This window comes from Pseudomonas sp. XP1, assembly GCF_053557675.1.
Genome location: NZ_JBNRIJ010000003.1, coordinates 66515 through 81917, shown reverse-complemented (window position 1 = coordinate 81917; position 15403 = coordinate 66515). Strand labels below are relative to the sequence as shown.

General features: G+C 66.5%; 14 protein-coding genes. 11 read left to right on the top strand and 3 right to left on the bottom strand.

Translation table 11 applies throughout. From position 1 onward, the window contains the following. Nucleotides 1-49: 49 nt before the first annotated feature. The 5 genes from ACK1U9_RS04255 to ACK1U9_RS04235 are packed head-to-tail and all read left to right on the top strand — an operon-like array spanning nt 50 to nt 6858. On the top strand, nt 50-1237 hold the full coding sequence (locus tag ACK1U9_RS04255) for an acyl-CoA dehydrogenase family protein (RefSeq protein ID WP_108481194.1): 1188 nt from the start codon (nt 50-52) through the stop codon (nt 1235-1237). Between the two features lie 26 nt (nt 1238-1263). Beyond that, nucleotides 1264-2286, top strand: coding sequence for a ferredoxin--NADP reductase (locus ACK1U9_RS04250; RefSeq protein WP_108481193.1), 1023 nt, complete (start codon nt 1264-1266; stop codon nt 2284-2286). A gap of 20 nt (nt 2287-2306) precedes the next feature. Beyond that, nucleotides 2307-3914 carry a FadD3 family acyl-CoA ligase gene (locus tag ACK1U9_RS04245; RefSeq protein ID WP_108481192.1) on the top strand — a complete coding sequence of 536 codons (1608 nt, stop codon included), beginning with the start codon at nt 2307-2309 and terminating at the stop codon, nt 3912-3914. Nucleotides 3915-3959: 45 nt separating this feature from the next. Then, nucleotides 3960-5600: a DUF1302 domain-containing protein gene (locus ACK1U9_RS04240; protein WP_153670886.1), complete on the top strand. Its 1641-nt coding sequence runs from the start codon at nt 3960-3962 to the stop codon at nt 5598-5600. A gap of 28 nt (nt 5601-5628) precedes the next feature. After that, nucleotides 5629-6858: an NADH:flavin oxidoreductase gene (locus ACK1U9_RS04235; protein ID WP_108481190.1), complete on the top strand. Its 1230-nt coding sequence runs from the start codon at nt 5629-5631 to the stop codon at nt 6856-6858. Nucleotides 6859-6936: 78 nt separating this feature from the next. Here ACK1U9_RS04235 and ACK1U9_RS04230 read toward each other — a convergent pair whose 3' ends face one another. Further along, nucleotides 6937-7770: an alpha/beta fold hydrolase gene (locus ACK1U9_RS04230; RefSeq protein WP_108481189.1), complete on the bottom strand. Its 834-nt coding sequence runs from the start codon at nt 7768-7770 to the stop codon at nt 6937-6939. 175 nt (nt 7771-7945) lie between these two features. Between ACK1U9_RS04230 and ACK1U9_RS04225 the strand changes: the two genes are divergently transcribed. Genes ACK1U9_RS04225 through ACK1U9_RS04215 form a run of 3 tightly spaced genes read left to right on the top strand, consistent with a single transcriptional unit; the run spans nt 7946 to nt 10100 of the window. Further along, nucleotides 7946-8680 (top strand): SDR family NAD(P)-dependent oxidoreductase, encoded by a 735-nt coding sequence (locus ACK1U9_RS04225; RefSeq protein WP_449109721.1) that lies wholly within the window; start codon nt 7946-7948, stop codon nt 8678-8680. Between the two features lie 14 nt (nt 8681-8694). Further along, entirely contained in the window at nt 8695-9465 is a 771-nt protein-coding gene (locus ACK1U9_RS04220) for an SDR family NAD(P)-dependent oxidoreductase (RefSeq protein ID WP_108481187.1), read from the top strand. After that, entirely contained in the window at nt 9462-10100 is a 639-nt protein-coding gene (locus ACK1U9_RS04215; RefSeq protein WP_108481186.1) for a nuclear transport factor 2 family protein, read from the top strand. The genes ACK1U9_RS04220 and ACK1U9_RS04215 overlap by 4 nt, the downstream gene beginning before the upstream one ends. 131 nt (nt 10101-10231) lie before the next feature. Here ACK1U9_RS04215 and ACK1U9_RS04210 read toward each other — a convergent pair whose 3' ends face one another. After that, nucleotides 10232-11422: an acyl-CoA dehydrogenase family protein gene (locus ACK1U9_RS04210; RefSeq protein ID WP_108481206.1), complete on the bottom strand. Its 1191-nt coding sequence runs from the start codon at nt 11420-11422 to the stop codon at nt 10232-10234. Next, nucleotides 11419-12579 carry an acyl-CoA dehydrogenase family protein gene (locus ACK1U9_RS04205; RefSeq protein WP_449109720.1) on the bottom strand — a complete coding sequence of 387 codons (1161 nt, stop codon included), beginning with the start codon at nt 12577-12579 and terminating at the stop codon, nt 11419-11421. Before ACK1U9_RS04205 ends, ACK1U9_RS04210 begins: the two co-directional genes overlap by 4 nt. A gap of 232 nt (nt 12580-12811) precedes the next feature. Between ACK1U9_RS04205 and ACK1U9_RS04200 the strand changes: the two genes are divergently transcribed. From ACK1U9_RS04200 to ACK1U9_RS04190, 3 genes are read left to right on the top strand one after another with little or no spacing between them, the layout of a single operon-like run. After that, nucleotides 12812-13702 (top strand): VOC family protein, encoded by an 891-nt coding sequence (locus tag ACK1U9_RS04200; RefSeq protein ID WP_108481205.1) that lies wholly within the window; start codon nt 12812-12814, stop codon nt 13700-13702. Between the two features lie 13 nt (nt 13703-13715). Continuing rightward, nucleotides 13716-14591: a CoA transferase subunit A gene (locus ACK1U9_RS04195; protein ID WP_108481184.1), complete on the top strand. Its 876-nt coding sequence runs from the start codon at nt 13716-13718 to the stop codon at nt 14589-14591. 11 nt (nt 14592-14602) lie between these two features. Continuing rightward, the gene (locus tag ACK1U9_RS04190) at nt 14603-15400 is read left to right on the top strand and encodes a CoA-transferase subunit beta (RefSeq protein ID WP_108481183.1); all 798 of its coding nucleotides are present in this window, start codon (nt 14603-14605) and stop codon (nt 15398-15400) included. Nucleotides 15401-15403 lie beyond the last annotated feature (3 nt).

Below are 15403 nucleotides of genomic sequence, written 5' to 3'. Positions count from 1 at the left end.
ATCGATCCCAGCTCGCGCAGTGGCGCAGCGAGACCGGGAGAGACCAGTGATGTACAGCTTGCGAGAAAAGACCCAGGAAGAAGTCGAACTGATCGAACGGGCGCGGCGCATGGTGCCGCAGCTCAAGGAACGTGCGGCGCAGGCCGAGCGCGACCTGCGCATCCCCGACCAGACCATTGCCGAACTGCAGTCGGCCGGCCTGCTGCGCGCCCTGCAACCGCGCGCCTTTGGCGGCTATGAAGTGGACCCGCGAACCTTCTTCGAGATCCAGATGACCCTTGGTGAAGGCTGCATGTCGACCGCTTGGGTCTATGGCGTGATGGGCGTGCACCCGTGGCAGGTGGCGCGCTACCCGGTCGAGGCGCAGCGCGAGGTCTGGGAGCAGGACCACGGTGCGTTGATTTCCTCGACCTACATGCCGGCAGCCAAGGTCAGCGTGGTGCCGGGCGGCTACCGCATCAGTGGGCGGTGGGGTTTCTCCAGTGGCAGCGAGCACTGCCAGTGGGTGCTGCTTGGCGGCATCCTGCCGGCCGATGGTGACTTTGCCAGCGAGCACGGCACCTTTCTGCTGCCGCGCGCCGACTACCGCATCGAGCCCAACTGGGATGTGCTCGGCCTGCGCGGCACCGGCAGCCACGACATCGTGGTGGAGGATGCCTTCGTTCCGGCCCATCGCGTGCAGCGCACCAACAACTGGCAGATCGAGGCGACCCCGGGGCGCCTGGTGAACACCAACCCGATCTACGCGATCCCGTTCGCCCAGGTGTTCTCCCGTGCGGTCTCGACCTCGGCTATCGGCGCCCTGCAAGGGGCGATCAATACCTTCCGCGAAAACGCCGCCCGGCATATCGGCAAGCACGGTGCGCGCACCGCCGATGACCCGGTCGCGCAAACGGCGGTGGCCGAGGCAGTGATCACCGTCGACAGCCTGAAGCTTGTGCTCGAACGCAACTACGAGCACCTGATGCAACTGGCCCGCGCCGGCGAGTACCCGGACACCGAAACGCGCCTGCTGTACCGCTACCAGTCCTCCTACGTGACCAACATCTGTGCCGAACGCATCAGCGACTTGTTGCGCAGCATGGCAGCGTCGGGCCTTTACAACAGCAACCCGGTGGCGCGGCTGTTCCGCGACCTGCACCAGGCGCGCGGGCACATCGCAAACAACTTCATGGCCTACGGGCGCAGCTTCGGCGCGGTGCAGCTGGGCCTGCCCAACCCGGACCCGTTCGTCTGAGCCAGGTGACAGCGAGTACCTGAACCATGAATGACTATCTTGCCTTGCGTGTGGCGCGGGTGATCGAGGAAACCGCCGATGCCCGGTCGCTGGTGTTCGATGTGCCCGCGTCGCTGGCCGAGCGTTTTCACTACAAACCCGGCCAGTTCCTGACCCTGCGCGTGCCTTATGAAGGTGGCTGGCTGCCACGCTGCTATTCGCTGTCGAGCACGCCGCTGCTCGACGAGCCGCTGCGGGTGACCGTGAAGCGGGTGCGTGACGGGCGCGCCTCGAACTGGTTGTGCGAAGAGCTGCAGGAAGGCCAGACCCTGCAGGTGCTGCCGCCGGCCGGGGTGTTTGTGCCCCGCGACCTGCAAGGCGACCTGCTGCTGTTTGGAGGCGGCAGCGGCGTCACGCCGGTGCTGTCGATCCTGCGCTCGGCGTTGCTGGCCGGGCAGGGGCGCATCCTGCTGATCTATGCCAACCGCGACGAACAGTCGGTGATCTTCCGCGACGAGTTGCGCTTTCTCGCGGCGGTTCACCCGCAGCGCCTGCAGGTGGTGCACTGGCTGGACTCGGTGCAGGGCGTGCCGGCCGTGGCGCAACTGGCCGAGCTGGCCCGGCCGATGGTCGATGCCCAGGCGTTCATCTGTGGCCCGGGGCCGTTCATGGATGCCGCCGTACAAGCCCTGGCCAGCCTCGGCATGCCCAGCGCCCGCGTGCAGGTGGAGCGTTTCGTTTCGCTGCCGGGCGAAGGCGAGCTGCCCCAGGCCAGCCACAGCGAGGCGGCGATGGCCGCGAAGCTGGCGGTGCGCCTGGACGGCGAGGACCACGCCCTGGACTGCGCCAGCGGCGAGACCCTGCTCGATGCCATGCAGCGCGCCGGCCTCGACCCGCCCAGCGCCTGCCGCGTGGGCGGTTGCGCCTCGTGCATGTGCACCCTGGAGAGCGGCGCGGTCGAGCTACTGCACAACGACGCCCTGGATGCCGACGAGCTGGCCGAAGGCTGGATCCTGGCGTGCCAGGCCGTGCCCACCAGCCCGGTGCTGCGTATCCGCTTTCCCGAGTGATGCCGATGAGTGAGCCTTGCATGAACCCGAACTCCGCTACCACCCACGAGCCGGCCGCTGCGCCGGCCACCATCGCCCGCCTTCTGTTCGACAGCGCGCAACGCTTTGCCGGCCATGTCGCCATCGAGGAGCATGGCGAATGCCTGGATTACGCCGACCTGCCAGAGCAGGTGTTGCAGGTGACCCGCGGGCTAATGGCGCTGGGCATCCAGCCGGGCGACCGGGTCGGCCTGTGGGCGCCCAACAGCCGCGAGTGGATCCTTGCCGCGCTGGGCATCCACTGCGCCGGCGCGGTACTGGTACCGGTCAACACCCGCATGAAAGGTGCCGAAGCCGCCGATGTGCTGGCCCGTAGTGGCTGCCGGGTGCTGTTCGTGCAACAGCGCTTCCTCGACGTCGACTACCCGGCGCTGCTCGCACCCCATCGCCCAGCGACCCTGGAGCACCAGGTGATCTTCGCCTGCGACCAGGCCGCCGTCGCCCAGGACCTGAGCCATGAGCGCTTTCTGCTCGGCGCCGCGACCATCGAGCGGCTGACAGCCAGGCGCCGCGCCCTGAGCATCCAGCCGGAGGCGATCTGCGACCTGCTGTTCACCTCGGGTACCACCGGCAAGCCCAAGGGCGTGATGAGCGCCCATGGCCAGAACCTGCGGGCTTTTGCCGAGTATGTGCGGGTCCTGGGGCTGGTGCCGGGCGACCGTTACCTGATCGTCAACCCGTTCTTCCATGCCTTTGGCTACAAGGCCGGCTGGCTGACCTGCCTGATCGCCGGGGCGACCATTCTGCCGCACGCGGTGTTCGATGCCGAGGCAGTGTTCCAGCGCATCGCCCGCGAGCGCATCAGCGTGCTACCCGGCGCGCCGACCCTGTACTTGTCGCTGCTGGCCCACCCGCGCCTGGCTGAAACCGACTTGTCCAGCCTGCGCGTTGCCGTGACCGGCTCGGCGAGCATCCCGCCCAGCCTGATCGAACGCATGCGCAGCGAGCTGGGCTTCAGCGTGGTGACCACCGCCTATGGCCTGACCGAATGCGGTGGCCTGGCCACCCTGTGCGACCCAAAGGCGCCGGCCGAGGTGATTGCCAGCACCAGCGGGCGGCCGTTGCCGGGCACCGAAGTGAGCATCCGCGATGCCGCCAACCGGGCCGTGGCCGAGGGTGAAACCGGGGAAATCTGCCTGCGCGGCTTCCACGTCATGCAGGGCTACTTCCAGGACCCGGCCGCCACCGCTGAGGCGATCGACGCCGAAGGCTGGTTGCACACCGGCGATGTCGGGCGCCTGGACCCGCAAGGCAACCTGGCCATCACCGACCGCCTCAAGGATATGTACATCGTCGGCGGCTTCAACTGCTACCCGGCGGAAATCGAAGCGGCACTGCTGGCCCACCCGGCCATTGCCCAGGTGGCGGTGATCGGCATTGCCGATGCACGCATGGGGGAGGTGGGTTGCGCCTGCGTGGTGCTGCGCGAGGGGCAACAGCTCGATGAGCAGGCGCTGATCGGCTGGAGCCGCGAGCGCATGGCCAACTACAAGGTGCCGCGCCAGGTGCGGTTTTTCACGGCGTTGCCGCTGAACCCGTCGAACAAGGTCGCCAAGAACGACCTCAGGCATGCCGTGGCCCAGGCCTGAATGTTCCGCCCACGGAGAAAAACAATAACAACAAAGGAGAACAGCATGTCTACCGCGAATACGGGCCTGGCCCGGCGCTGCTGGCTGGCCGTGGCCATCGGCCTGGCCAGCGCAAGTGCGAATGCCGGGCCGACCCTGGAGCTGGGCGAGGACACCACCTTGGACTCGTCGCTCACGGTCAACTACACGGCGTCGATGCGTACCGCCAAGCAGGCCAACCAATACCTCAACGACATCAACAATGACGACGGCACGCGTAACTTCAAGCGCGGTTCGCTGATCACCAACCGTCTCAGCCTGTTCGGCGAACTGCGCCTGCGCCATGACAATGTCGGCGCCGTGGTCCGTGGCAGCCACTTCTACGACGATGTCTACCACGAGCGCAACGCCAACGACTCACCGCTGACGGTGAACAAGGTCGGCCGCCCCGACGGCTTCGTCGAAGATACCCGTCGCCTGAGCGGCAGCAAGGCGCGCCTGCTCGATGCCTACGTGTACGGCAATTACACGCTGGGCGAAATCCAGTACCTGTCGCTCAAGGCCGGTCGCCACCTGGTGGCCTGGGGCGAGAGCCTGTTCTGGGCCAACATCAGCCAAGGCCAGGCACCGGTGGACGCGACCAAGTTCAACGTGCCGGGCACCGAGGCCAAGGACGCCTACCTGCCGGTGGGCCAGGTGTCGGCCTCGTGGTCGTTGAACGAAGACCTGGCGCTGGTCGGCTTCTACCAGTACGAGTGGGAGAAGACTCAGCTCAACCCGGTGGGCGACTACTTTGGCAGCGACTACTTCGGCCCGGGCGCGGAATTCTTCCGGCTCAATACCGGGGTCATCGACAGCCTGCCGGACAAGCGTTTCACCGGCGTCAACTATGCCGGCGAGGTCAAGCCGCGTGACGGCGGCCAGTGGGGCATGGGCGTGCGCTACCGGGTCACCGAGAACACCGAGCTGGGGCTGTTCCACTACCGCTACCACGAGCGGGTCGGCTCGCTGTACTTCGACTTCACCGGGCAGACCCAGTACTCGTCGAACTCGCGCATCAGCGCACGCGCCAACACCGGCGCGGCGCCGGCCTACCGCCTGGGCTACTTCGAGGATGTCGAGCTGACCGGGGTGAGCTTCAGCTCCAAGGTCGGCGATTCTGTGCAGTACGCCGGTGACCTGAGCTACCGCAACGGCGCCTCGGTGTACCTGAACAATGGCGCACCGACCACCGGGCAGATCTGGCAAGGCAACCTCAACGCCTCGTACATCCTCGGCCCGAGCTGGCTGGCCCAGCAGACCACCTTCATGGGTGAAGTGGTGCACCAGTACATCGAGGGCGTCGACACCCTGGTCATCACCGGGGGCGGTGCAGGCGTCGATGGCCGCTTCGACGACTTCCAGTCCAAGACCCAGAGCCGTGGCTCGACCCTGCTGGGCGTAGGCGCCTACATGGACTACCCGTCGATTGCCGACGGCCTGGACCTGACCACCCGCGTGGTCTGGCAGCAGAACGTCGACGGCAGCGCCTACCAGGGCCTGGGCCGTGCCGAGAAGCGCCTGACCGTCGGCGGCGACTTCAAGTACCTGGGCAACTTCCAGGTCGGCCTGACCTACGTGGCCTACCTGAGCTCCCCGGACGTCGCCCAGGGCCGCCTGCTGGCGGACCGCGACTACCTGTCGTTCAACGCCAAATACACCTTCTGAGCCCAGTAAAACCAGAACGAGGCCTGACATGCACCAGAACCCCGATCGATCGCCGTTCAGCCCGGTCAACATTGGCCCGCTTACCCTGAAAAACCGCTTCATCAAGGCCGCCACCAACGAGGGCATGAGCGCCCAGGGCGTGCCGTCCCGGCAACTGGCCAAGCTGCACGCGGGCCTGGCCAGTGGCGGCGTTGCGTTGACTACCGTGGCCTACTGCGCGGTCAGCCGCGACGGCCGCACGCTGCCCAACCAGCTGATCCTGGAACGTGACAGCCTGCCGCACTTCAAGGCCCTGACCGATGCGGTGCATCGCGAAGGCGGCAAGGCCAGCGCGCAGATTACCCATGGCGGCTGTTTCACCTTCATCCGCGAGCGCTCCACGCCCAGGCCGCTGTCGGCCAGTGGCGGGTTCAACAAGATCGGCATGATGAGCGGCATGTTCCTCAAGCAGGCGATGAACGAAGCTGACATGCAGCAGGTAGTGCGCGACTTTGCCCAAGGTGCACGGCTAGCCCGCGAAGCCGGTTTCGACGCTGTGGAAATCCACATGGGCCACGGCTACCTGCTCAGCCAGTTCATCTCGCCGCTGTACAACAAGCGCCGCGACCAGTACGGCGGCAGCCTGGAAAACCGCCTGCGCTTTCCGCGCCGGGTGCTGCGGGCGGTGCTGGATGCCGTGGGCCAGGACCTGGCGGTGGTGTGCAAGTACAGCATCACCGAGGGCGTGCGCGCCGGTAACAGTGCCGAGGACGGTGCACAGATCGCCCGCATGCTGGAGCAGGAGGGCGCCCACCTGCTGGTACTGAGCGCCGGGATGAACGCCGAGTCGATCACCACCATGTTCGGCTCGTCGTTTCCCAAGGAAAACCGCGTGCAGCAGAAGAACCCGGTGATTGCCCTGGCGATGGCGCTGCAACGGCGCATGGACCCGGTGGTGGAGTTTCGCGAGCTGTACCTGCTCGAACACGCGCGCAAGGTGCGGGCGGCGGTGAAAATGCCGCTGGCCTACCTGGGCGGGGCCAAGAGCCTGGCCAGCATCGAACAGGTGATGGCCGAGGGCTTCGACCTGGTGGCCATGGGGCGGGTGTTGATTGCCGAGCCGGATTACGTGAACAAGCTGGCCAGTGGCGCGAGCCGCAACTCGATCTGCACGGCGTGCAACCGCTGCGTGGCGATGATGTATACCCCCGGCGGGACCTCCTGTGTACTGGGGCAGCCGGGGGATGCCCAGCTCAACAGCCAGCGCGCTGCTGGCTGAGTACGAGCGAAATCTTGTGCGACCTCTGTGGGAGCCGGCAAGCGCGGCTCCCACACGTACAACGTAATCCTGTCCTTGTCAGCCGTGCTGCAGGAACTCCAGGCAGCTGCGGTTGAATAGCTCGCGGTGTTCCACCTGTACCCAGTGCCCGCAACGGTTGAGCACGATGAACCGTGCCTGGCGTGCGCCATCGATGATGTACCGGGCGCCACTGACCGGGTTGAAGTTGTCGTTGCTGCCCCAGAACCCGAGGATCGGGCACTCGATCTCCCCCAGGCGCGCACGCATGTTCGGCACCAACATTGTGCTGAACAGGTTCTTCGGCTGGGTCACCGCCACAGCCACCCGCTCCAGCAGCAGCTCTTCCGGCAGGATCGAGTCATCGAACAGCTGCAGGCGCATCATGCTGCGCATTTCCTCGAGGCCAATCGGGCCGGCATTGAACAGCCCGACCATGCGCTGGATGCCCGGCATCTGGAAGTAGGTTTCGCGCTCTTCGACGCCACCGGGTGCCAGCAGGATCAGGCGTTCCACCAGCTGTGGCCTGCGCAGGGCCAGGCCCAGGGCGATGGCGCCGCCCAGGGAGTTACCGAGCAGAGTGCAGCTGCTGATGCCGAGCTGGTCGAGCAAGGCGGCCACGCAATCGACAAAGAAATCCAGCTCGTAAAGCACATCTTCAGGTTTGTCCGAGCGGCCGAAGCCTGGAAGGTCGAGCAGGATGTTGCGATAGCCGGCCGTTACCAGTTGCGGGTAGTTGCCCTTGAAGTTGCTGAAACCGCTGGCACCCGGGCCGCTACCGTGCAGCCACAGCACCACCGGGCCTTGGCCTTCGTCCAGGTAATGCAGGCGCAGGCCGTTGGGCAGGGTGGCGTAATGGCCGGTGGGCAAGGGCAGGTCGACGGGTTGGTTCATGCCGGTTCTCCAGTTCGCGGATGGGGGAGGGTCGATCCTGTCCCGCCCGGGGCGTGCCGGCATCGTCCATCCGGACCAAGAGGTGCGCATGGCGCTAGTCCTATCGGACGATGTTCGGCACCGGCTGGCGCCCAATGATGGTGAAAACCAAAAAGCGTCAACCAAGGAGAACGCTATGAAACTGCAGAACAAGGTGGCCTTCGTCACCGGTGCCGGGCAGGGCATGGGCCAGGCCATCGTGCGCCGCTTCGTCACCGAAGGGGCCAAGGTGGTGGCGGTCGACCTCAACCAGGCTGCGCTTGCCGCCAGCCTTGCCGACCTGGGCGAACAGGTCCTGGCGCTGGGCTGCAACGTCGCCGATGCCGCGTCGGTGGCCGATGCCATGGGCCAGGTCGAAGCGCATTTCGGTGGGCTGGACATCGTCGTCAACAACGCTGGCGTCGGCGCCCTCGATGCCTTCCTCGACACGCCGGACGACAGCTGGGCACGGGTGATCGGGGTCAACCTGGGCGGCACCTTCCTGTGCTGCCGTGAAGGCGCCCGGCTCATGCTCAAGGGCAAGCGCCAGGGGGTGCTGATCAACCTGTCGAGCACCGCCGCGCTGACCGGCGAAGGGCCGAGCCACTACTGCGCCTCGAAGGCCGCAGTGATGGGCCTGACCCGCTCGATCGCCCGTGAACTGGCGGCGCAGGGCATCCGCGTCAATACCCTGGTACCGGGCCCGACCAACACGCCGATGATGGCTGGCATTCCTGATGATCACATGCAGGCGCTGCTGAAGAACGTGCCGCTGGGGCGCATGTGCGAAACCGACGAGATCGCCCGGGTGGCGGTGTTCCTGGCCAGTGATGATGCCAGCTTCATCACCGGGCAGAACATTGTCGTCAACGGCGGCATGGCCTTTATCTGACAGGAGAGCGACTGATGAGCAAACGTCTGCAAGGCAAGATCGCCTTTGTCACCGGGGCCGGCTCCGGCATAGGCGAGGCGACCGCACTGCGATTTGCCGAAGAAGGCGCCCTGGTGGTGCTGTGTGGGCGCCGCCGCGAGCCGCTGGAAGGGGTGCGCGAGCAGATCCTCGCCCGCGGCGGCTGCGCCGAGGTGGCGGTGGCCGACGTCAGTGACGAAAAGGCCTATGTTGCCGCACTGCAAGCCACCGCGCAGCGCCACGGTGGCCTCGACATCCTGGTCAACAACGCCATGGCTTACACCTGGGGCGGCATCGCCGGCATGAGCACCGCCGACTGGCATGCTAACTTCGCCACCACCGTGGATGGCACCTTCTGGGGCACGCGCACAGCGATGCAGCTGATGAAGGGCAAGGGCGGCTCGATCGTCAACATCGCCTCGATCTGCGGCCTCTTCGGCACCGCCTGGATGGCCGGTTACTCTGCCGCCAAGGCGGCGGTGATCAACTTCAGCCGGGCCGCGGCCAGTGAAGGCGCGGTGGACAATATCCGCTGCAACGTGATTATCCCCGGGGTGGTGGACACCCCGGCGACCGCGGGCATGCTTGGCGACGCCAGGGCGCGGGCCAATACCGAAAAGGTCATCCCGATGCGCCGGGTCGGCCTGCCGCAGGAACTGGCCAATGCCATCCTGTTCCTGGCCAGCGATGAGGCCTCGTACGTGACCGGGGCGAGCCTGGCGGTGGACGGCGGGCGCGGCTCGGACCTGTACACGGTGCTGGAATGACGGCCCTTGAAAGCACCGCGCTGCTGCAGCGCATCGACCGCCTGGAGTCGCTGGACGCGATCCGCCAACTGGCAGGCAAGTACGCGCTGGCTTTGGACATGCGCGACATGGACGCCATGGCCAATTGTTTTGCCGAGGACGTGAGGGTCGGCCGCGACAAGTTCGGCCGTGCGCACCTCAAGGCCTGGCTAGACGAAACCATGCGCAAGCAGTTCCACGGCACCTCGCACCACCTGGGCCAGCACATCATCGAATTCAGCGATGCCGACCACGCCACGGGCGTTGTTTATTCGAAGAACGAGCATGAGACCGGGCCGGAGTGGGTGATCATGCAGATGCTGTACTGGGACGATTACGAGCGCATCGATGGGCGCTGGTGCTTCCGCCGGCGGTTGCCGTGCTATTGGTACGCCACTGACCTGAACAAGCCGCCGATAGGTGGCTTGAAGATGCGCTGGCCGGGGCGCGAGCCATATGCCGGGAGTTTCCACGAGCTGTTCCCGTCGTGGGATGCGTTCTGGGCCCAGCGGCCCGACAAGGATGCCCTCCCGCAGATTGCCGAGCCGGCGCCGCTGGAGGGTTTTCTGCAGGCCATGCGGCGGGGGGCAGGGGACCCGAAGATTCGCGTTCGCTAACTGCAAAGGGGCTGCTGTGCAGCCCATCGCCGGCAAGCCGGCTGCCACAGGAACGCCACAGGTCTTGAATACTGTGCGGTGTCTGTGGGAGTTGGCTTGCCGGCGATGGGCCGCGAGGCGGCCCCAGGGTTTCAGCGCCCCTTCACCTCGCGCGGCATGCCCAGTGCCCGTTCGGCAATCACATTGCGCTGGATCTCGTTGCTGCCGCCATAGATCGTGTCAGCCCGGGTAAACAGGAACAGCGATTGCAACCGGCTCAACCCGTAAGGCGCGCTGTCCAGCACTTCGGCCGCATCCCCCAGCACATCCATGGCCAGCTTGCCCAGTTCGACATGCCAGTTCGACCAGGCCAGCTTGTAGATCATCGCTTCACGCGCCAGGCTGCCGTCCTGCGGCCCGGAGAGCATGCGCAGCGAGTTGTAACGCAGCACCTTGAGCCCCGACCAGGCTCGTGCCAGGCGCTGGCGCAGCAGCGGGTCGCGGGCGGCGCCATTGGCGCGGGCGATGCGCAACACCTCCTCGAGTTCGTTATGGAACTGCATCTGCTGGCCCAGGGTCGACACGCCACGTTCGAAGCCCAGCAGGGCCATGGCGATCTTCCAGCCTTCACCGGGCTGCCCGACCAGGTTGTTTGCCGCAGTTTCGGCCTGGTCGAAGAACACCTCGTTGAACTCGCTGGTGCCGGTCAGCTGCTGGATCGGCTGCACGCGGATGTTCGCCTGATCCATGGGCACCAACAGGAACGACAGGCCCTGGTGGCCGACGCTGCCCGGCTCGGTCCGAGCCAGCACGAAGCACCAGTCGGCCTCATGGGCCAGCGAGGTCCAGATCTTCTGCCCGCTGATCAGCCAGCGCTCGCCGCTGGCGTCGAGGCGGGCGCGGGTCTGGACGTTGGCCAGGTCCGAGCCCGCGCCAGGCTCGGAATAGCCCTGGCACCAGAACGCTTGGCCCTGAAGAATGCCCGGCAGCAGGCGCTGGCGTTGCTCGGGCGTGCCGAACGCGGCGAGGGTAGGGCCGACCAGCCCTTCGCCAATATGGCCCATGCGCCCGGGGCCGCCGGCGCGGGCATATTCCTCGTGGAAGATCACCTGCTGGCTGATGCTCAGGCCACGCCCACCGTCTTCCGCTCGCCAGCCCACCCCGACCCAGCCACCGCTCGCCAGTTCCCGCTCCCAGGCTTTGCGCTCGGCAGGGAAGCTGTGTTCGTCGCCAGGGCCACCACGAAAGCGCAGTTGCGCAAATTCACCCTGCAGGTGCGCCGCCAACCAGCCGGCGACCTCCTGGCGGAATGCTTCGTCTGATTTGCTGAAACCGATCTTCATGCGCATGCTCCCAGCAGTTCGGTGGCCAGGCATTCACGGTGCCAGGCCGGGTTGCCCAGCAGCTGTTCGCTGGCCCTGGCGCGTTTGAAGTACAGGTGCGGGTCGTATTCCCAGGTGAAACCGACCCCGCCGTGCAACTGGATGGACTCGGCCGCACAGTGGAAGAACGTCTCGCTGGCATGGGCCTTGGCGGTGGCTGCGGCGGCGAGCAGTTCGCCGCGCACCATCGGGTCACCATCTTCGGCCAGATATTCCCGGGCTACGCAGGCGGCGTACCACACCGCCGAACGGGTGCACTCGATGTGCAGCATCATGTCGGCGCAGCGGTGCTTGATGGCCTGGAAGCTGGCCACCGAGCGGCCGAACTGGTGACGTTCCGCGGTGTAGGCCAGGGTCAGGTCCAGCGCCTGCTGGGCACCGCCGAGCTGTTCGGCGGCCAGGCCAATGGCGGCGATACGCTGAGTGGCCTGCAGCAAGGGCCAGGCCTGGTCGATGGTGCTTACTCGCTGGGCCTCGCTGACAGGAACCTGTTGCAACTCGATGCGTGCCAGCCGGCGGGTCTGGTCGAGGGTATGTAACGTTGTACGTACCATGCCAGGCGTGTCGGCCGGTACGGCGAACACGCTGATTCCGTGTTCACCCGCACTGCCCGGGCGGCGGGCGGCGATCAGCAGCAAGTCGGCCTGGGCGCCATCGACGACCTGGGTGTGGCAGCCATCGAGGCGGTAGCCGTCGCCATCGGGGCGCACTTCAGCCTGCAGCTGCGCGGCCTCCAGTGGGCAGGCCAGGGTGGCGTGCAACTGGCCGCTGGCGATGGCCGGCAGCCAGCGGGCTTGCAACGCGGGGTTGTCGGCCAGCAGCAGGGCCGGGGTGGCCAGGCAAGTCGTGGTGAACAGTGGCGAGCCGAGCAGAAAGCGCCCGCATTGCTCCAGCAGCACGGCCAGTTCGACGAAGCCCAGGCCCATGCCACCGTAGGCCTCGGGCACCAGCAGCGCTGGCCAGTACAGTTCCTGGCCAATCTGCCGCCACAGTTCGGGGTCGTAATCGGCAGCACGGCTCATGCCCGCGCGTACCGCGTGTGAATCGCTGGCCTGGGCGAGGAAACGTTCGGCGCTGTCGCGAATCAGCAACTGTTCCTCGGTGAAAGCGAACTCCATAGGGGGCATCTCTAGGCTGGTGGGGCTGCAGCGCAGCCCCGGGGTTCAGGGAGACAACACCGCGAATCTAGGGCTGGGCCACGCACTGCGAATCATTGAAACGGACTAGGCTCAGCCCACTGCGGGCCCGCTGCGCCACGCATTGCGCTTAGTCTCAACGGACGATGAGCAAGGCGTGGGCGCTTTGCACAATGTTCGCCAGGCAACCCATCGAGCCTGGAGGAACATGGGCATGATCGACATACGTGGTTTGAGCTACTTCGTCGCGCAGATCGAAAACCTTGGCCAGTGGCAACGCTATGCCGAAGAGGTGCTCGGCATGCAGGTGCAGGCAGCCCCCGGCGGCGGCCTGTACGTGAAGATGGACGAGCGGCCCTACCGCATGCTGGTGGTCGAGGGCGATTCGCCGCGCTACCTGGCCAGTGGTTGGGAACTGCCCGGCGAGCTGGCCTTCGACCAGGCCCTGCAGCACCTGGAACGCTGCGGCGTGTCCTGGCAGGTCGGCAGCCGTGCTGCAGTCGAGCAGCGCGGCGTGCAGGCGCTGGTCACCATCAGCGACCCGTCCGGCAACCAGCACGAGCTGAGCTGGGGCCACCGCTCAGACTGCCAGCCGTTCATCTCGCCACAAGGGGTACCGCGTTTCGTCACCGGTGACATGGGCCTTGGCCACACCGTGCTGCCGGCGCCGGACTTCGATGCAACCCTGGCTTTTGCCAAGGACGTGCTCGGCTTCGGCCTGTCGGACATCTTCAACTTCCGCCCCGACCCGTCGGCGCCGCCGGTGCGTATCCACTTCCTGCACTGCGCCAATGCCCGCCACCACAGCCTGGCACTGGCCGAGTACCCGGTGCCGTCCGGCTGCGTCCACGTGATGGTCGAGGTGGACTCGATGACCGAGGTCGGCCGCGCCCATGACCGCCTGCAGGCCCACGGCGGGCAGCTGTCGGCAACGCTCGGCCAGCACCTGAACGACCGCATGACCAGTTTCTACATGAAGACACCGTCCGGCTTCGACCTGGAGTACGGCTATGGCGGGCTGCAGGTCGACTGGGCCGAGCACTCGGCCTTCGAGTTCACCCGCGTGAGTATCTGGGGCCACGACTTCTCGGTCGGCCGCCAGTAAGGAGCAGTTGAGCATGAACAAGCAAATGACCAGTGCCGATGCCGTCGCCCAGTTGCGCGACGGCATGACCATCGGTTTTGGTGGCTGGGGCCCGCGGCGCAAGCCGATGGCCATCGTCCGGGAAATCCTCCGCTCGCCGGTCAAGGACCTGACCGTGGTCGCCTACGGCGGCCCGGAGGTCGGCATGCTGTGTGCGGCCGGCAAGGTGCGCAAGCTGGTGTTCGGCTTTGTCACCCTCGATGCTATCCCGCTTGAACCCTACTACCGCAAGGCCCGTGAGGCGGGCGAGCTGGAGCTGATGGAACTGGACGAGGGCATGTTCCAGTGGGGCCTGCGCGCGGCGGGCATGCGCCTGCCGTTCCTGCCCACCCGTTGTGGCCTGGGCACCGATGTGACGCGGCTCAACCCGTCGCTGAAGACCGTGCGCTCGCCCTATGACGACGGTGAGGTGCTGCTGGCCATGCCGGCGCTGGAGCTGGACGTGGCGTTTCTGCATGTGAACGTCGCCGACCGCCTGGGCAATTGCCTGGTCACCGGCCCTGATCCGTACTTCGACCACCTGTTCGCCCGCGCCTCCAAGCAGTGTTTCGTCTCTTGCGAGCGCCTGGAAGAGCGCCTGCAACTCGACGCCGAGCAGGCCCGCGGCAACACCTTCGAGCGTTACCTGGTGACCGGCGTGGTGCATGCTCCGCTCGGTGCCCACCCGACCTCTTGCCCGTCGGACTACGGCTGGGACCTGGAGCACCTCAAGGGCTATGTCGCCAGCGCCCAGGAAGAGGGCGGCTGGCAACGCTATGTCGAGGCCTGCGTGGCCGGCGGCGAACAGGCCTACCAGGCGTACAACGGCGGCGCCGCGCGCATGGGCGCCTTGCCCCTTCCCGTGTTCTGAGGATTCCCTGTATGACAGCCACCCAAGAATTCACCCTTGCCGAACTGCTGATCGTCGCCGCCGCCGAAGCCTGGCGCGGCAATGGCGAGATCATTGCCTCGGGCCTGGGCGTGATTCCGCGCTTGGGCGCCAGCCTGGCCAAGCTCACCCACAGCCCTGAGCTGCTGATGACCGACAGCGAGGCGTTCCTGGTCGAGGAGCCTATCCCACTGGGCCCGCGTGGCGAGCAGGCGCCACGCTACAGCGGCTACCTGTCGTTCGAGCGGGTATTCGAATGCGTCTGGGGCGGCCGCCGCCACGCCATGATCGGGCCGACCCAGGTCGACCGTTGGGGCCAGACCAACCTGTCCTGCGTCGGCGACTACCACAAGCCGCGCACCGCGATGCTCGGCGTGCGTGGCTTGCCGGGCAACAGCATCAACCACCTGAACTCGTTCTTCGTGCCCAACCACAGCACCCGGGTGTTCGTCAGTGGCGAAGTGGACATGGTCTCTGGCGTTGGTTTCAAGGCAGAGCGCTGGCCTGAGGGCGCACGCCGCGACCTGATGGACATCCGCCATGTCATCACCGACCTGTGCACCCTGGACTTCGACGGCCCAGGCCGCGCCGTGCAGGTGCGCACCCTGCACCCGGGCGTGAGCTTCGATGAGGTGCAGGACAAGACCGGCTTCCCGTTGCTGCGCTCGGCGCAGTTGCGCGAGACCGTGCACCCGAATGCCGAGCAACTGGCGCTGATCCGCCGTCTCGACCCCCATGGCCTGCGTGCCAGCGCGATCAAAGGCAACCCGCCTGGCATCCGCGCCGCCTGAGGA